The following is a 16,940-nucleotide window of genomic DNA, read 5'->3' as shown; positions in this document are numbered from 1 at the left end:
GCGGACGCGAACACCGGGACTGCCCGGTGCTACACACGACCTCTGCGCACAGACGCTAGAACACCGGCGGGGACCGCGCCACTCGAACATGGCCGCGAGGCCTCCGGGCGGAACTCTCATCCCCCAGCTGTCTGGATCCGTTCCAGATGATGCCGTAGCGTTGGTCCCATCTCCGGCCGTGAACGAATGCAGCCCGACCGACAAGCGCGACTCTTCGAGCCCTGGCGAGCCGCACGGCACCACTAGGAGACCATCGATGACCCAGAACGCCTCCACCCCGCACACCACCTCCAACACCGGCATCCCGGTCGCGAGCGACGATCAGTCGCTGACCGCCGGCCCGCAGGGACCGATCCTGCTGCACGACCACTACCTCATCGAGAAGATGGCGCAGTTCAACCGCGAGCGCGTGCCGGAGCGCGTCGTGCACGCCAAGGGCGGCGGCGCCTTCGGTGAACTCGAGATCACCCACGACATCTCGAAGTACACGAAAGCTGCTGTGTTGCAGCAGGGCACGAAAACCGAAGCGCTGGCGCGTTTCTCGACCGTCGCTGGCGAGCAGGGCAGCCCCGACACGTGGCGTGACCCGCGCGGCTTCGCGTTGAAGTTCTACACCACCGAGGGCAACTGGGATCTGGTCGGGAACAACACCCCGGTCTTCTTCGTCAAGGATCCCATCAAGTTCCAGGACTTCATCCGGTCGCAGAAGCGTCTGCCCGGCTCGGCCCTGCGTGACCACAACATGCAGTGGGATTTCTGGACCCTGAGCCCGGAGAGCGCACACCAGGTGACCTGGTTGATGGGTGACCGCGGCATCCCGAAGACGTGGCGCAACATGGACGGCTTCGGTTCGCACACCTACCAGACGGTCAACGAAGCGGGAGAACGCTTCTGGGTGAAGTTCCACTTCAAGACCGACCAGGGCATCGACTTCCTCACCCAGGACGAGGCGGACACCCTCGCCGGCAGCAGCCCCGATCATCACCGCAAGGATCTCTACGAGACCATCGATTCCGGTGACTTCCCGAGCTGGACCTTTAAGATCCAGGTCATGCCGGTGGACGAGGCGGAGGGATACAAGTTCAACCCGTTCGACCTCACCAAGGTCTGGTCGCAGAAGGACTACCCGCTGATCGAGGTCGGCAAGCTCACGCTGAACCGCAATCCGCGCAACTTCTTCAACGACATCGAGCAGTCGTCGTTCGAGCCGTCGAATGTCGTTCCGGGCATCGGCTTCTCGCCGGACAAGATGCTGCTGGGTCGGGTGTTCAGCTACGCCGACGCCCACCGCTACCGCATCGGCACCAACTACTCGCAGCTGCCGGTGAACTACGCGAAGAACGCCGAGATCAACACCTACTCCAAGGAGGGATCGATGTCGTACCGCTCCAACGGACCCGAGGTCCCGGTGTACGCCCCGAACTCCTTCGGGGGACCGCACGCCTCCGAACAGGCCGCGGGCGACGAGGGCCTCTGGAGCTTCGACGGCGACGCGCTGCGTACCGGCTACGTCGAGCACCCCGAGGACGGTGACTTCGTGCAGGCGGGTCAGCTCGTCCGCGAGGTGATGGACGACGACGCCCGCGATCGGCTCGTCGACAACATCGTCGGCCACGTCCTCGACGGTGTGAAGGAGCCCGTGCTCAGCCGCGTGTTCGAGTACTGGACCAACGTCGATCCCGACCTGGGCAAGAAGGTCGAGGCCGGGGTCCGCGAGGGCGCCCAGGGCTGATCTGCGTCGACACCACACACAACGGCCCCACGGAACAATCCGTTCCGCGGGGCCGTTGTGTTCGGCGTACGTGTTCTGTGGTTCACGTACCCCACTGTCCCTTCAGGAAGAGGAGCTCATGAGCATCGACACCGTCTACACGATCACGTCCAAGGCCACCGGCGGCGGACGCGACGGACAAGTCTACTCCGACACCGGTCAGATCGATCTCGATCTGCGCCCGCCGAAGGAGATGGGCGGTAGCGGTGAGGGCAGCAACCCCGAGGAGCTGTTCTCGGCCGGTTACGCCGCATGCTTCCTCGGCGCCCTGCGCGCCACAGCCGAGCAGTCCGGTGTGAAGCCCCCGGAGGGCACCGAGGTCAAGGTCACGATCGGTATCGGCAAGGATTCCTCCGACGGTGGATTCGGCCTCACCGCCGCGATCGACGTCACGCTGCCCGGCCTGGACCAGGAGACCGCCGACAAGGTCGCCGAGACCGCACATTCGTTCTGCCCGTACTCCAAGGCGACCAAGGGCAACATCGAGCAGACGGTCACCGCGCACGTCTGATCCGCCTGTCGGAGCCCGAGAGGCGGTTGTAGCGTGAGCGCGTGACCGATCCCGAGACGCCGGCCCCGATCCCACTGCATCGCCAGGTGCGCGCGATGCTCGTGGTGTTCGGCGGCGGGCTGGTCGGGACCGCGCTCCGCTACGCCGCCGAGCAGCTCGATCCGGCGACGTCAGGGCACTGGCCGTGGGCCACGTTCGTCGTGAACCTCGTCGGCGCAACGATTCTCGGGTCATTGGTGGGCTGGCTGACGGTGTCGGGTCCCGACACCGGTGTGCGCCAGCGGATCCGGCTTCTCGTCGGCGTCGGGTTCTGCGGCTCCCTGACCACCTACAGCGCTTTCGCCCTGGAATCGGACCGGCTACTCGCCGGTGCCGACCGAGTCGTGGGTATCGCCTATGTCGCGGCGACCGTCATCGCCGGGATCGTCTGCGCCGCACTCGGATTCATAGCTTCGCGATCGGTGATGACGCGGTGATCGCGGTCCTCGTCACCCTCGCGGGCGCACTCGGGGCGGTGGCCCGCTTCGCCGTCGACGGCGAGTTGCGCCACCGTTTCGGGTGGTCGACGCCGTGGCAGACCACCATCATCAACGTCACGGGATCGTTCGCGCTCGGTGTGATCGCCGGCCTGGTGACCGGCGCCGGGGTCGATGCCGACTGGCAGGCGGTGATCGGCACCGGCTTCTGCGGTGGTTACACCACCTTCAGCACCGCCAGCGTGGAGACCGTGACGCTGCTGCGATCCGGTCGCGTCGGCGCCGGGATCGGTTATGCGGCACTGTCGTTGATCCTGTCGCTGGCGTCGTGCGCCGCCGGCCTCGGCATCGTCTACGCGCTCGGCTGAGCGACGATAGACGTGTCAGAAGTTCTCGACGTCGCCCAGCGACTCGAGTGGTTCGTCGTCGGCACTGCGGCCCAGATAGGCGGCCAGGACCACGAGCAGCACGATGACGACCAAAGCTGCGACGACACCGATCGTCGACAGCAGACCCATGAGCGGCAGCGCGGTCACGACCGCGCCGATGAGCGTGCCCAGGATGACGGCGACGAGAACGCCCTCGATGGCCAGGGTCAGCCAGTCGCGGCTGCGCTCGTCGGGGCCGACCCCCATGGGTGCGGAGCCCGTGCTCACAGTGCCCCGGTGGCTGCGGAGGCGGCCAGGATCACGATGGTCGCGATGACCAGGGCGGCGAGCATGATGACGCCTCCGTGCTCGCCGAGGAGCAGGCTCTCCGGCGGACCGGGCAGCGCGTCGGCGATGTCGCCGAGCAGGTTCTCCGCCTTGTCGGCGACATCGGCGAGAACCGAATCCGACGCGGTGTCCGCATCGGCGAGGGAAGGGGCCGCGAAGGTGGCCGGGCTGGTGACCGCGGGCTCGACGCCTGCGGGCTGGGGGATGTGGTGCTCGAGAATGTTCTGGTCCATGGCGGGCCTTTCGAACAACGCGCGGTCAGGCGCGGGTGACGCGACGACCCATTTCTTTGATCGCTATGAAAAGGACGCTATACCGTTACCTGCCCGAACAGAGAATCCCTGAACGCATCGGTATCCATTCGAGAACATCGGTAACGGATCGATAACGACGCCGCCCATCGGGCGGGTGACCATCACTGCTGGCTGATGTGCGCCTGCGCCGTGGCCATGATCCGGCGGATGCCGCCCTGCGACAGCGCGGGGATCTGGGTCTCGATGGTGCGGACCACGTCGGCGTCGTCGCGGACCTTCTCGCTCGACTGGATGAGAACCGTTCCCGCGCCGGTGAAGTCGAACTGCTGCTCCTCGCCGCTGCCCGCCCCCATCATGGCGGCGCCGGCGGCCATGAAGCCGTTCACCCAGTTCTGGTCGTAGTGGTGACTCGGTGACGGGCAGTCGGCCCAGCCGACGAGGGACTGCGGATCGACGCGCACCGGTGGCTCGGCGAACATCACCGGCCCGTTCGAGGACGCGAGGAACTTCCCTGTCCCGATGAGGGTGAGGTAGCCGGGCACGATCGACTGGTTGAGCTGCAGACCGGGCTCGAAGGCGAGCAGGTTCGCCGCGCGCACGGTGAGATTCCCGTCGTCGAGGTCGAAGGAGTTGATGTCGAATCCACGATCACCGATGATCAACGTCCCCTGGCCCTCGGCGACGACGAAGTTGCCCATGTACATCGGTGCGCTGATCGTTCCCGCGATCGAGGCGAGCAGTCCCGACTGCAGGCCCTGCATCAATGTCCGGAACTGCATCTGCCCGTAGTAGGCGATCATGGCGCCCTTCGACATGATCCAGGGCTTGTCGAGGGTGATGTAGTACGCGTAGGAGTTGTGCGGCACGTTGTCGTTTCCCACCAGGACCGCGGGATTCAGGATGTCGCTCACAGCGTGTCCCTCACAGTTTCTGCTCCGATGCCTGCACGAACACGATGCCGTCGCCGGTGCAGTGCAGCTGCATGGCCTCGCCTGCGCCGCGACCGACCGCATCTCGCCAGCTCAGCGCCGACTTCAGCTGTGTCTGAACGTGTCCCAGCGTTCCCACGAACGCCTGCGGGTCGACGACCACGGGTTCACCACCCACACGCAGCTCCATCACCTCGCCGTGCGCGAGCAACACCACCGCGCCCTGTCCCTGCAACTGCGTGGTCATCAACCCGTTGCCGGTGAGGGCTCCGGTCGCGGCGCCGCGCAGGGCGTTGCGCAGGCCGCCACCGCCACTGCCGGACTGGGACTGCATCATCACCACCGACGCCTGCATACCCGCGGTGTGGCCGAGCAGTCGGGACGCGTCGGCGGTCACCGTGCCGCCCTGGGGCAGATCGACGATATGGACGGCGAGGCCGGCGAACCCGTAGTGCACCACGCCTGTTCCCTGCGCCAGCATCGTCTTCTCGTGCTCGCCGGCCATCATCCGACCGGCCACGCCGGCCATCGCGCCGAGGCCCGCGCCGCCGGCGCCGGGGATCATGTGGGGCGAGAACATCACCTGGCCGGTGTAGAAGAGCATGGCTCCCTTGCGGGCGATCACGCCTCCGGCGCGGGCGATGTCGACCGAGACGACCTTGCTGTTGACCTTCTCGAAGACCATGGCGTTCACCGTTCCGCGGGTTGGATCGAGACGACGCCCTGGCCCTGCCAGCGCAGGGAGAAGGCCTCGCCGCCGCCGGCGCCGACCATGTCGCGCCAGCTCACGTCGGTGACGAATGACTGCTGCAGTTGACCTTTCGCCGACACGAAGGCGTCGGGGTCGACCACCAGGGGCAGGTTCGGGTTGACCTCGAGGTGGATCAGGGGACCGCCCGACGACAGCAGGGCCACCTGACCGGTGCCGGTGACCGTGGTGGTGAACAGCCCCTGTCCGCTGCTCATACCCCCGAGGCCGGCGAAGGTGACGTTGGTCTGCAGGGCGCCTGCCATCGCCAGGAGTTGCTGCGACTCGACCTGCAGCGTCTCGTTGTTCAGCGCCAACACGCTCACGTACTGCCCGTTCACGGCCAGGTGGACGACCCCGGAACCGGTGGCCTCCATCAACGACAGGCTCTCGCCGGTCGCGCGCTGCTTGAGCCCGGCGAGCACGCCCGATCCGCCGCCGAAGCCCGCGGACTTGAACGCCACCGTGCCCTGGTAGGACACCATCGATCCCGATATCGCCCGGATCGAGGTGTTGTCGAGCCGCGCGGCGACGATGCGCGCGGAGTGTTCGACCAGTTCAGCCATCGGTGCTCCTCGAGGACGGACGCCCGATGCGGTCCGGCCGGTGCGACCGGGCGCATGTTCGGGGCCATCGTAGGGCGCAGGACTCGACGGCGGGCGGTCAAACGGACAATTCGCTGTGGGCCGCCGAGGGTGGGGTCGGGCGGTAGCGTGACGGCCGTGGACAGCTCTGTGGTGGCGGCGTTCGGACTGGTGGCGGCGATCGCGGCGGTCATCGCCTACACCCACCACCGGCGGCGCGAAGGTGACCACCTCGGTCGCGACGCGGAACTGGCCGCATCACTGCGCACTCTCGCCGACGGGGACCCGGTGCGGTTGGCGGCCGTCGACGAGTTCGAGACGACGATCTACCGCCGATTGTTCGCCGCGTCGACCACCGCGCCCCGGTTGGTGGCGACCGCGTGGTCCCTGGGCGGGCTGGTCCTGGCGCTCGCCGCGGCCCTCGTGACCGAACCCGGGTCGGGTGCGCTCGTCGACGTGGCGTTCTACCTCGCGCTCGCCGCGGCCGTCGGCTTCGGTGTCGCGACGATCGTGCACGCGGTGCGGGCTGTCCTCGCCGCCACCGTGGTCCCTCGCATCGCATTCGATGACATCGTCGAGCCGGCCCCGGTGACCACCGACGCCGCGAACACCGCGGACCGCGACACCGGGACCGCCGACACAGGGGACCCGACCACCACGAAGCCCTGAGGCGGGCAGCGCCGGACTTTCAGTCGGCCGTGACCGCGCACCCGAAGCGTCGGCGATAGGCGGTGGGGGACACCCCGACGACGGCCGAGAAGTGGTGTCGCAGCAGGGTCGCCGAACCGAAGCCGGCCCGTTCGGCGACCTCTTCGATCCCGATGTCGGTCGCCTCCAACATGTTCTGCGCGTGCAGCACCCGCTGTTCGGTCAGCCATCGGTGGGGGGTGGTGCCGACCTCGTCGACGAACCGACGGGCGAACGTTCGCGCGGACATGTGCGAGCGCGCCGCGAGGGCGGGCACCGAGATGTCGTCGGCCAGGTTCTCGAGCATCCAGGCGAGCACCGCGCCGAAGCCGTCCTCGGAACAGTCCGGGACGGGCGCCGACACGAACTGTCGCTGTCCGCCGTCGCGGTGGGGCGGCACCACCATTCGTCGCGCGATGGCGTTGGCCACCACGGGGCCGTGTTCCTGCCGGACGATGTGCAGACAGGCGTCGATCCCGGCCGCGGTGCCCGCGCTGGTGACGATCGGGAACTCGTCGACGAACAGGACATCGGTGTCGACGACGGTGTTCGGGTATCGCGCGGTCAACTTCTCGCCGTGACGCCAGTGCGTGGTGCAGCGTTTCCCGTCGAGGAGTCCGGTGGCCGCGATCGTGAAGGCGCCGGTGCACACCGACAGGAGACGACCACCGCGGGCGGCGACGGTGCGCAGCACGTCGAGGACCTCGGGGAGCGGGTCGCCGTCGCTCGGGCCACCGGGGATCGCGACGAGGTCGGCGTCGAGGGCGGCCGACAGCGGCAGGGGCGCGATGATCGACCCCCCGCTGCCGCTCGAGAGCGGGACGTTCGGCGTCGGGGAGCAGATGAGCAGCTCGAACGGGGGCACACCGTCATCGGTGCGGTCGAGTCCGAAGACCTCGTGCACCACCCCGTACTCGAAGAGTGCGACGGGTTCCTGCACGATCACGGCGACTGTTCGCAGCATGACGACCAGTGTGGCAGAAATTTTGTGAACATCGGCAATTCTGCCGCTGGTGGCACGATATGTGCGAGAACACACTTTCTGACATGACTCTCGCAGTGATCCTCGTGCCCGTCCTCGTCGTCGCTTTCGTCGCGATCTATCGCAACCAGCGCGACACCGCCCACCTGAACCGGGTGCCGTTCTCCAGCGGCCCCGACGCCGCGCGCATCCATGCCGAACTGCTCATGCTGACCGAACGCGATCCGGTCGTGGATCAGTCGGGGACGAAGTCGTCGAACGTCGCCGCGAACAGGCGGACGCAGACCGCCAGGATGTGATCGGGGTCGGTCGACCCGTTGCCGAGCACCCAGTCGACGAGCAGCTGGTTGACCGCACCCACCAGGCCGACCGCGACGAGGTGGAACTCGTGAGTGGTCTCCCCGAGACCGGCGTGGGCGGCGCCCGCCGCGACGATGACGTCGGCGAAGTCGTGGATGACCCGGTAGCGGCGCGCCTCCAGCGCGGGGCTGACGCCGACGACCTCGAGCAACATGATCCGAGCGCGTCGCGCGTCCTCGGTGAGGCAGTCGACGAACTCTCCGAGCGCGATGCGGGCCAGGTCGGCGATGGTGGTGCCGCCATCGGCGATGGAGGCCTCTGTCCGGCCGCGCACCACCTCGACGACGGAGTCGTAGACCCCGAGCAGCAAGCTCTCGCGATCGTCGAAGGACTCGTAGAAGTAGCGCTGTGTGAGTCCGGCGCGTTCACAGACCTGCTTCACCGAGGTCCGCTGGTAGCCGTCGGTGCCGAAGCACTCGAGTCCGGCGTCGAGCAGCTGCTCACGCCGTGCCGCCTGCCGGGCCGCCGGATCCTGGCCGCCGTAGCGACGGCCCGTCGTCTGCTCACTCGTCGCGCCCGGCCTCATCGCAGACCAGACTAGTCGGCCCGGGGTCGACGATCGTGTCCGGAGGATCGTTGCGGGCATTCGGGAACGAGCGCGTGTCAGATGATGTATTCTCGCCGGACGACCCCGATGACGAGGAGCAGCCGGCATGACCACCTTCGAGGCGCCGACCCACGCCGCACCCATCGACGATCGGGTGATCCGACCGATACCGGAATTCGAGGGCGTCCACGACATCTGGCCGCGCGGCAAGCGTCTCGATGCCGTCCGCGCAGCGGCACAGGCCTACCGCGAGCGGTTCATCGCCCAGGGACAGGTCCGCGCGATCAAGAGCTTCGACATCGCCGCGGCGCCCTATCCGCAGCGGTTCGCCTTCCAGGGGTACTCGGTGGGCCCCAACCCGATGATCTCGATCATCAACCGGATGTTCGTCGTCCAGTTCGAGGGTTTCGACGGAGAACTCAAGACGCTGGTGTGGGAGCCCACGGTCGCGGCGGGCTCCGCCGAGGCGCCGTTCTACGCCAAGCTGGAATCGATGGCCGGGAAGTTCCTGTCGCACAGGGTGTTCACGAAGTACTACAACGACCCGCAGAGTGTGTTGCCCAAGTGCGGACTGAGCAACGACGACGTCGACTTCCTCAGTTTCGACCACCTGCACGTCCAGGACGTGCGAATGATCCTCGGCAGCACCTCGGTCATCCCCGGTGAGTCCGCGCCCCGGGAGCCGTTGTTCCCCAACGCCGAACTGCTCGTCCATCGCAAGGAACTCGGGACCTTCGAGGCGCCGCATCCGTTGCAGTGGTCGTGGTACGTCGCCGACGGGATGGACGGTGTGCCGATGGACCGTGTGCGGGTGTTCGACGGTGACGTCGAACTCGGTGTCGGGGTGAGCCTGCTGTGGACGCCCGGTCACACCGACGGCAACCACTCGCTGGTGGTCAACACCCCCGACGGCGTCTGGGTGTCGTCGGAGAACGGGATGGCCGCCGACAGTTGGCAACCCGAGCTGTCGAAGATCCCCGGTGTGCGGCAGCAGGCGGCGTTCTACAACCGCGAGGTCGTTCTCAACGCCAACACGATGGAGGACTCGCTCGACCAGTACGACTCCATGGTGAAGGAGAAGACGATGGCGTCGCCGTCGCCGAGGGACCCGCGGTGGTTGCAGATCATCGCGTCGTCGGAGTGCGCGTCGTGGAAGCGACAGTGGCCGGTGGTGCCGACGTATTCGCACGGCGGACTCGACTACGGCACCATCGAGCGGGCGCGGTAGGTCCGCGCGTCAGATGATGGTCCCGACGTCGTTCGCCACCAGGTTGTCCAGTGCGCGTTCGGCGATCGCGGCGATCGTCATCGACGGGTTGCACGCCGCACAGTTGCCGGGCATCAACGCACCGTCGAGGACGTACAGGCCCTTCTGTCCGCGGACGCGGCCGTCGAGGTCGCACACCGACCCCATCGATGCACCGCCCAACGGGTGCCACGTGTTCGGGAAGACGCCCGTGGTGTCGCCGAGGATGTCTCCTCGGGCGATCTTCCGCACGGTGGGACCGATGCGCGTGTTCTGGATGTGGGCGTCGCCGTCGGCCGGCCATCGCAGGATCGCGTCGTCGGCGCGGGAGTCGTAGGTGAAGTGGCCGCGGCCCTCGCTGACGCCGTAGCCGACCATCATCGTCGTGCGCGAGTCGATGCCTGCCAGTGAGGGAATGGACGCCTGGATCACCGTGATGGCCTCGGTGGGTCGTGACCAGTCGAGCGTTCCGAATACGACGGGTCCCCCCTGCACGGCGCCGAAGTCGTCGGCGAGGCTGGTCCAGGTGTAGATCCGGTCGGCGTTGCTGCCCCACCCTTGTCCCAGGCCGTCGGGCATGTCGGTGATCTGGCCCTTGGCGGCGGCGCGCATCAGCAGGCGCGTCGTGTTCATGGTCCCCGCCGCCATCACCAGCGTCGGTGTCGTGATGATCTTGTTCTCCAGCACGCGACCCGAGGTGTCGGTGCGGTCGACGTGGACCTCCCACTGCCCGTTGCGGGTTCGGAAGACCTCGCGGACCTCGTGGCGTACCGCGACCGTGACGAGGCCGGTGGCCTCGGCCTGCCTGATGTAGGTGACGTCGACGCTGTGTTTGCCGCCGTTGTTCACCCCGAGGGTGCCGGCGCTGTTGGTGTACGAGGGCGTCATCTCCCCGCGGAGTTCGCGCAGTGCGTAGGTCCAGTCGATCGGCATGGGGATCTTCGAGACCGGGAGTCCCGCTGCCCGAGCACGTTTCGCGAACACGCGCGGCGCGTGATATGGCGGACTGTCCACGAGCGCGTCGGGCGCGGTCTCGAGCTGCAGCATCCGCGCCACCCGCGGGTAGTGGACGCGGGCCATGCGTGCGTAGTCGAGTTGCTCCGGGAACTGCGTCGCGAAGACGTCCGCGGCGGGTTGGAGGGTCATCCCCTGGTAGATGAGGGAACCGCCGCCCACCCCCGCCGCGCAGATCGCGGTCATGTTCTCGCCGACGACGGCGTCGAGCAGACCGGTATAGGGCTCGAAGCCGACCGGCTTCCCGAACAACTGAGGGGCGCCGCGGTGCCACAGGATCCGCTTGTCGGGCGCCGTGGCGAGTGGGAACGTCTTCGCGTTCGGACCCGTGGGCCAGCGGTTGCCCCGTTCGAGAACCAGGACGGGGACCCCCGCCTCGGCCAGACGCAGAGCGGTGACGCCACCGCCGAATCCCGAGCCGACGACGACGACGCGGTGGCTCTCGCGCGTGAGGCGGACGCTTGCGGGTGCCGGCCCGCGGTGGCCCTGTGGTGTCTGAGCCTGCGCCACAACGGGTGCGGCGAGCGCGGCGACACCTGCGGCGGCGGTACCTGCGAGAAACGAGCGGCGACTGACGTCGGCCATGTGGGATCCCCCGATGGATCGGCGATGCGATGACGTCCTGAAACTAGACAGTCGGCGCAGAAAGTGTCAAGAACTAACCGAGGTACGGACCGAGCCAGCGTGTCAAAAACGTGCGGAGGTCCTCGTCGGAGCGGCCCGTCGGGTCGTCGAAGAGGATGACCGAGAGACCGAGGAGCACGGCCATCTCGACGATGTCGTCGATGCGCGGGGCGAGCTGGGGGAATTGATCGGCCATGGGGGACAGCATCTCCCGCGCCACCGGGCGCGCGCGGTCGAGCATGCCGGAATCGAAGAGAGGGTTGAGGGATTCGCCGCGCAACAGGGTGGCCAGGACCGGGTGTCGGTAGAGCACCGCCCGGCCGGCGACGATGAACTCCACGAGGTACTCGGTGGGCCCCTCGGCGGTGTCGACACCCGACCGCATCTCCTCCGTCGCCGCCATCGTCACGCTGATGATCGCCTGCGACACCATGTCCTCACGGCTGCCGAAGATCGAGTAGATCGTCTGCCGCGACACCCCGGCCCGCGACGCCACGGCCGCGATGCTGGCCGCGGCGAACCCGCCCTCGCCTACCAGTTCGAGGGCCGCGTCGATGACCTTCTGTCGGGACCGCATGACCCCAGTATCCCGGGTGGATGTACGGATCCGGCGCATGCGTGTACCACCATCGGCCCCGCGTCACACACATCGGAACCGGTCGGATCGGAGGTGTCCGAGAGGCCCACGAGCCGAGTCGCTCTGGTGGTAGACAGGAGGAGTTGGACCACACACCAGCTCACGTGCGACGAAAGGCAGATCATGGCGCTCGACGACGATGACATCACCACCTCCACCGGTGGCGGAGAAGGCCCCGCCGACGGCGGTTCGAACCCCGGCGGCCACGACGGTGGTGCCGACGGCACCGCGGGTGCGGGCGAGGGCCCGGCCGACGGTGGCTCGAACCCCGACGGTCACGACGGTGGTGCCGACGGCACCGCGGGTGCGGGCGAGGGCCCGGCCGACGGTGGCTCGAACCCCGGCGGCCACGACGGTGGCGCCGACGGCACGGCCTGACGACACCAGAAGATGCTGAGCCGTTGCATCTCAGTCGATCTGGGAACCTTCCAGCGCGAGTACTGGGGTCGTAGGCCACTGCTCAGCACCTCGACGACGCTGCCCCGCGACTTCGGTGATCTCCTCTCGGCCTCCGCGGTCGACGAGTTGCTCTCCGAGCGCGGGGTACGCGCGCCGTTCATCCGGATGGCGCGCAACGGTTCCCTGTTGTCCCGGGACGAGTTCCTGGGGCCGGCCGGAGTCGGGGCCGAGATCGGCGATCAGGTCGACTCGGCAAAGGCGTCGGCGCAGTTCGCCGATGGGGCGTCCATCGTGCTGCAGGGTCTGCACCGCCTGTGGCCCCCGGTCATCGAGTTCGTCCGTCGCCTCGTCGACGATCTCGGGCATCCCGTGCAGGCCAACGCCTACATCACCCCTCCTGGCAGCCAGGGCTTCGACTCCCACCACGACGTGCACGACGTCTTCGTGCTGCAGGTCGCCGGCCACAAGCACTGGACGGTCCACGAACCGGTCGTGACCAGTCCGCTGCCCACCGATGCGTGGACCGGTCATCGCGACGCCATCTCCCGGCGCGTCACCGAGACCCCCGTCATCGACACCGATCTCGCCCCCGGCGACGCCCTGTACCTGCCGCGGGGGTGGCTGCACTCGGCGCGGACCACCGACGAGACCGCCATCCACCTGACCATCGGCGTCCCCGCACTCACACGGGTCGACGTCGTGCGCGCTGCGGTCGACCGCGTCGCCGGCGCGGTGACCGACCTGCGGACCTCGCTGCCCGTCGGCATCGACCCGACCGACCACGACGCGATCGCCGCCCACGCGACGAAGGCGTTGCTGGCGTTCGCCGACGAGATCCGCGACCGCGCCGACGAGTGGGGATCAGCGGTCGCCACCGACCTCTCCGAGGTCTTCGCGAGCCGCACCCGTCCCGCCGCGGTGCGGCCCCTGGCCACCCTCGACGCGATCGCCGCCGCAGGATCGGTGCGCGTGCGCTGGCGCCACGGACTCATCGGGTCCGTCGTCGACGACCCGGTCGCCGGACGCGTCCACGTGCAGCTGTCCGACCGTGCCATCTCCTTCCCCGACTTCTGCGCGCCGGCTCTCCGTCATCTCCGTTCGGCCGAGAGTGCGGACGCGGCAACCCTTCCTGGCCTCGACACCGCCGACGCGACCGTGGTGATCCGACGCCTTCTGCGGGAGGCCGTCGTGGTCCCGGCGGGGGTGTGACCTCGCCGAGCGCCCGCCCGAGCGTGATCGCCGGCGAGCGGGGCATGCCGCTGCCCCCCTGTAGCGACAGGTCGCTAGCGGCCGACGAACCGCTTTTCGCGACGGCGTCTCTCGGACACGACTGGCTGCTGCTGGAGGTGGCCGGGCCGTGGGGACACTCGGCGTTCCTGCAGTCGCCGCGCATCCTCGACCCCGCACTCGGGCGGGCGATCGTCCGTCGCGCCGAGGCGGCCTCGATGCGCATCGTCGCGATCCGCCGCCCGGGGCGCCGCGCCGAGACGCCGCGCTGGCGGTGGTTCATCGCGCAGACGAGGCCGGTCGGATCGGTGATGTACGGCGGCGAGGTCTCCGGGCCGGAGGACTATCTGGATCTGCCCCTCGACGGCTCGGCCGGATCGATCGTGGACGGCCCGCTCGCGGCGGTGTGCGCCCACGGCAAACACGACCGGTGTTGCGCGGTGCGCGGTCGGGCCGCGACGGCCGATCTGGCCGCCGCGAACCCCGACATCACCTGGGAGTGCTCGCATCTGGGAGGCGACCGGTTCGCCGCGACGATGATCGTGCTGCCCGACGGGTTGAGCTACGGGCGCGTCGACTCCGGGGACGTGGTCGACCTGATGGGCCGACACGCCCAGGGGCGCGTTGCCGCCGACCTGCTGCGCGGGCGGACGTGTGTGCCGCATGTGGTGCAGGCCGCGCAGCACTTCGCTCGCGAACACACCGGAGACGATCGCATCGAGGCGTTCGCGCCGATCGACGTGCTCGACGACGGGGAGAGCGCGCGTGTCGTCCTCGACGCCGGCGATGGTCGGCGTGCAGAGGTGACCCTGCGGGTCTCGGCGTCGCCGCCGCTGCTGTCCACGTGCGACGCGACGATCCCCGGCAGCGTCCGACGATTCGCCCTGGATCGCATCGACTTTCCTTGACCGATCGGCTCCTGTTCGGATCGCTCAGCGCCCGAGGAACTCGGTGACTGCAGGGCCGGCCTCGTGGTGGCATTCCTCGAAGTAGGCGTGACGCGCTCCGGTGAACACCCGCACGGTTGCGTCGGCGATGCGGTCGGCGAGGAGTGCGGCGTTGCCGACCGGGGCCATCCGGTCGTCGCTGCCGTGCAGGACCAGGGTCGGTGCTGTGATGTCGCCCAGGGCATCCCACGCGTCGTGGTTGTTGCTCGCCTGCAGGTGTCGGTGTCGTGCGTGGTTCGTCATCGTCGGGTCGCCGAGGGTGCGGTAGGGGCCGGGGTGCGCGGTGCGCCACCGCGGTGTGTACATCAGGTCGGTGAGCACCTGTTGCGAGCGGTCGTGCGCCAACGCGCGGCGGACCTCGGCGCTGCGGGGGACGCCGTGGGCGTCACCCGGTGTGGTGCATCCCAGGATCAGATGGGTGACCCGCTGCGGGTGGTTCGCGGCGACCCACTGTGCGACGCGACCGCCCATCGACGTCCCGTACACGGCCGCGTCCGCGATCCCGAGGTCGTCGAGCACCGCGACGGCATCGTCGGCGAACATCGTTGTCGAGTAGGGCATCTCGGGAGAGTCGCTGCCGCCGGTCCCGCGGTAGTCGACGGCGACGGTGGTGCGGCCGACGCCGAGGTCCTCGCGCACACCGTCCCACCAGGTGTGGTCGTTGGACTGTCCGGCCAGCAAGAGGAGTGCGGGTCCGCGGCCACGGATCGAGACGGCCAGCCGCGTCCCGTCGGTGGCGACGACTGAGTGGTTCTCACTCACGTTCGAAACTCCCGAACACCACCAGACCCTCGTGGTCGACGGTGAACGACGCCGTCGTGCACCGGGTTCGGATCTCGCCGTCGAGTGCGATGGTGGTGGGCCCGTCGAGCGAGGTCACCGTGAAATCGGTGACCCGCAGCTCGCGGTACAGACTGGACCGCGCGAGCTGACCGGTGAGGACCGAGAACATGATGCGGCTCTTCGCGAACCGCCGGTCGACCTCGAGGATGCGGACGTCGAGGAGCCCGTCGTCCATACGTGGTCGATGCGCCGGCGCGAACCCCGGGGTCTCGTAGACCGACGTCCCCAGGAAGAACAGCGACGTGGTGACGGTGGTGTCCCCGTTGTCGGTGTCCCGGTACCGCAACCGCACCGGCCGCTCGCGGCGCAGCGTGTGCAGCATCGCGTACACGCTGGCGATCGGCTTGCCCAGCGTCTTCTCGTATCGCTCGCGAAACCGCACGAACTGCGGATAGGCGCCGATGTTCGCGTTGTTGATGAACGCCGTCTCACCGTTGAGCAGCGCGAGGTCGACCCGCGCCGCGCGGCCCTTGCGGATCGCGTCGACGGTGTCGGCGACCGTGGCGCACCCGATGTCCTTGGCGAAGTGGTTGAAGGTACCCGCGGGGAACACCGCCAGCGGCAGCCCGGCGAGGCGGGCGATGTCGGCCGCGGCGGCGACGGTCCCGTCACCGCCACCCACGGCGAGGACCTCGGCGCGCTCGGCGGCGGCGCGCAACAACTCGGTGGTGTCGTCACCCTCGCCGCAGGTCACGATCTCCGCGGCGGGCAGATGGGCGCGGATCTCGTCGATGATCCGTTCCCCGCTGCCGCTTCCGGAGTTCGGGTTGATGACCAGCACCACCCCGTCGCCGTCGCTGCGCTCACGGGTGGGCACCCACCGGGGGGCGTGATCGACCGGGCGGTACACCGACATCGGCGGGAACACCCGCCCGATGACCAGCGCGATGGAGGCGCCCATCCCGAACCCGACGACGACGTCGGCGGGGTAGTGAGCGCCCGTGGCGACGCGGGAGACGCCGACGAGCGCGGCCAACGGTGCCAACGCGGCGCCGAACTTCCGGTTCTCCAGCCCGACCCCCACCGCGAAGGCTGCTGCACTCGCCGAGTGTCCCGAGGGCATCGACGTCGACGACGGCGTGCGGACCACCCGGGCCAGGGGGACCGCGTCGGGGATCGGTCGCCGTCGCGACCAGACCCGTTTCGCGACCTGGTTGGTGACGATGCTGCTGACGGCGAGGCTGGTGACGCCGCGTGCCGCTCCCCGCTGGGCCGACGCCGACCGCGAGGCGACGAGTCCCGCCGCGATGGCGAACCACAGCCGCGAATAGTTCGCCGCGTTGGTGAGTCGCGGCATCGTCGCGTCGAGCAGAGGACTGTCCGATCGTGCGACCGCGTCGTAGACGGCGCGATCGACGGCACCGAGGGCGACCCCGATGCGCCGGCGGCGGTGTCCGGTTGTCATGTCGCCCCGGTTCTCATCCGCTCAGTCTGCCTC

Annotated in this window: 21 protein-coding genes; 10 read left to right on the top strand and 11 right to left on the bottom strand. The window is 68.7% G+C overall.

All coding sequences use genetic code 11. The features are described from left to right. Positions 1-256: 256 nt before the first annotated feature. The 4 genes from TU34_RS20150 to crcB all read left to right on the top strand — a co-directional run bounded on the left by TU34_RS20150 (position 257) and on the right by crcB (position 3,126). A complete protein-coding gene (locus TU34_RS20150; protein WP_045824683.1) occupies positions 257-1,732 on the top strand; it encodes a catalase in 1,476 nt (491 codons plus the stop codon). 118 nt (positions 1,733-1,850) lie between these two features. Continuing rightward, entirely contained in the window at positions 1,851-2,282 is a 432-nt protein-coding gene (locus tag TU34_RS20145; RefSeq protein WP_045824682.1) for an organic hydroperoxide resistance protein, read from the top strand. 41 nt (positions 2,283-2,323) lie between these two features. Then, positions 2,324-2,758: a fluoride efflux transporter FluC gene (locus TU34_RS20140; RefSeq protein ID WP_045824681.1), complete on the top strand. Its 435-nt coding sequence runs from the start codon at positions 2,324-2,326 to the stop codon at positions 2,756-2,758. Further along, positions 2,755-3,126 carry a fluoride efflux transporter CrcB gene (crcB, locus tag TU34_RS20135; protein WP_045824680.1) on the top strand — a complete coding sequence of 124 codons (372 nt, stop codon included), beginning with the start codon at positions 2,755-2,757 and terminating at the stop codon, positions 3,124-3,126. Before TU34_RS20140 ends, crcB begins: the two co-directional genes overlap by 4 nt. A gap of 15 nt (positions 3,127-3,141) precedes the next feature. Here the strand turns inward: crcB and TU34_RS20130 are convergent, their stop codons facing one another. From TU34_RS20130 to TU34_RS20110, 5 genes are all read right to left on the bottom strand, one after another. Continuing rightward, a complete protein-coding gene (locus TU34_RS20130; RefSeq protein ID WP_045824679.1) occupies positions 3,142-3,414 on the bottom strand; it encodes a hypothetical protein in 273 nt (90 codons plus the stop codon). Next, entirely contained in the window at positions 3,411-3,707 is a 297-nt protein-coding gene (locus TU34_RS20125; RefSeq protein WP_045824678.1) for a hypothetical protein, read from the bottom strand. The genes TU34_RS20130 and TU34_RS20125 overlap by 4 nt, the downstream gene beginning before the upstream one ends. A 182-nt stretch (positions 3,708-3,889) precedes the next feature. Further along, entirely contained in the window at positions 3,890-4,639 is a 750-nt protein-coding gene (locus TU34_RS20120; protein WP_045824677.1) for an AIM24 family protein, read from the bottom strand. A 10-nt stretch (positions 4,640-4,649) separates the two neighbouring features. Further along, entirely contained in the window at positions 4,650-5,342 is a 693-nt protein-coding gene (locus TU34_RS20115; RefSeq protein ID WP_045824753.1) for an AIM24 family protein, read from the bottom strand. Between the two features lie 5 nt (positions 5,343-5,347). Then, positions 5,348-5,971, bottom strand: a complete 624-nt coding sequence (locus tag TU34_RS20110; RefSeq protein ID WP_045824676.1) for an AIM24 family protein — start codon at positions 5,969-5,971, stop codon at positions 5,348-5,350. A gap of 156 nt (positions 5,972-6,127) precedes the next feature. Here TU34_RS20110 and TU34_RS20105 point away from each other — a divergent pair, with 156 nt between their 5' ends. Then, positions 6,128-6,658 (top strand): hypothetical protein, encoded by a 531-nt coding sequence (locus TU34_RS20105; protein WP_045824752.1) that lies wholly within the window; start codon positions 6,128-6,130, stop codon positions 6,656-6,658. A gap of 19 nt (positions 6,659-6,677) precedes the next feature. On the opposite strand, the gene TU34_RS20100 is transcribed toward TU34_RS20105, so the two are convergent. Beyond that, positions 6,678-7,640 (bottom strand): GlxA family transcriptional regulator, encoded by a 963-nt coding sequence (locus tag TU34_RS20100; protein WP_045824675.1) that lies wholly within the window; start codon positions 7,638-7,640, stop codon positions 6,678-6,680. An 83-nt stretch (positions 7,641-7,723) separates the two neighbouring features. On the opposite strand from TU34_RS20100, the gene TU34_RS20095 reads away from it, so the two are divergent. After that, positions 7,724-7,957 carry a hypothetical protein gene (locus TU34_RS20095; RefSeq protein WP_045824674.1) on the top strand — a complete coding sequence of 78 codons (234 nt, stop codon included), beginning with the start codon at positions 7,724-7,726 and terminating at the stop codon, positions 7,955-7,957. Here TU34_RS20095 and TU34_RS20090 read toward each other — a convergent pair. Next, positions 7,894-8,544, bottom strand: coding sequence for a TetR/AcrR family transcriptional regulator (locus TU34_RS20090; protein WP_045824673.1), 651 nt, complete (start codon positions 8,542-8,544; stop codon positions 7,894-7,896). The genes TU34_RS20095 and TU34_RS20090 overlap by 64 nt on opposite strands. Positions 8,545-8,671: 127 nt before the next feature. On the opposite strand from TU34_RS20090, the gene TU34_RS20085 reads away from it, so the two are divergent. Continuing rightward, positions 8,672-9,793, top strand: a complete 1,122-nt coding sequence (locus tag TU34_RS20085; protein WP_045824672.1) for an MBL fold metallo-hydrolase — start codon at positions 8,672-8,674, stop codon at positions 9,791-9,793. Positions 9,794-9,802: 9 nt separating this feature from the next. Here TU34_RS20085 and TU34_RS20080 read toward each other — a convergent pair whose 3' ends face one another. Next, positions 9,803-11,410 carry a GMC oxidoreductase gene (locus tag TU34_RS20080; RefSeq protein WP_045824671.1) on the bottom strand — a complete coding sequence of 536 codons (1,608 nt, stop codon included), beginning with the start codon at positions 11,408-11,410 and terminating at the stop codon, positions 9,803-9,805. 73 nt (positions 11,411-11,483) lie between these two features. After that, positions 11,484-12,026 (bottom strand): TetR/AcrR family transcriptional regulator, encoded by a 543-nt coding sequence (locus tag TU34_RS20075; RefSeq protein WP_045824670.1) that lies wholly within the window; start codon positions 12,024-12,026, stop codon positions 11,484-11,486. A 183-nt stretch (positions 12,027-12,209) separates the two neighbouring features. Between TU34_RS20075 and TU34_RS20070 the strand changes: the two genes are divergently transcribed. From TU34_RS20070 to TU34_RS20060, 3 genes are read left to right on the top strand one after another with little or no spacing between them, the layout of a single operon-like run. Next, a complete protein-coding gene (locus TU34_RS20070; RefSeq protein ID WP_045824669.1) occupies positions 12,210-12,464 on the top strand; it encodes a hypothetical protein in 255 nt (84 codons plus the stop codon). A gap of 12 nt (positions 12,465-12,476) precedes the next feature. Next, positions 12,477-13,694 (top strand): cupin domain-containing protein, encoded by a 1,218-nt coding sequence (locus tag TU34_RS20065; RefSeq protein ID WP_045824668.1) that lies wholly within the window; start codon positions 12,477-12,479, stop codon positions 13,692-13,694. A gap of 44 nt (positions 13,695-13,738) precedes the next feature. Next, positions 13,739-14,620, top strand: a complete 882-nt coding sequence (locus tag TU34_RS20060; protein ID WP_045824751.1) for a sucrase ferredoxin — start codon at positions 13,739-13,741, stop codon at positions 14,618-14,620. Between the two features lie 24 nt (positions 14,621-14,644). Here the strand turns inward: TU34_RS20060 and TU34_RS20055 are convergent, their stop codons facing one another. Continuing rightward, on the bottom strand, positions 14,645-15,421 hold the full coding sequence (locus tag TU34_RS20055; protein WP_045824667.1) for an alpha/beta fold hydrolase: 777 nt from the start codon (positions 15,419-15,421) through the stop codon (positions 14,645-14,647). After that, positions 15,414-16,907: a bifunctional phosphatase PAP2/diacylglycerol kinase family protein gene (locus TU34_RS20050; protein ID WP_045824666.1), complete on the bottom strand. Its 1,494-nt coding sequence runs from the start codon at positions 16,905-16,907 to the stop codon at positions 15,414-15,416. Before TU34_RS20050 ends, TU34_RS20055 begins: the two co-directional genes overlap by 8 nt. Positions 16,908-16,940: the final 33 nt, after the last annotated feature.

The organism is Williamsia herbipolensis (assembly GCF_000964005.1).
GTDB lineage: Bacteria > Actinomycetota > Actinomycetes > Mycobacteriales > Mycobacteriaceae > Williamsia_A > Williamsia_A herbipolensis.
Note: the sequence above shows the minus strand (reverse complement) of the source record. Positions and strands in the feature narration are given on the sequence as shown.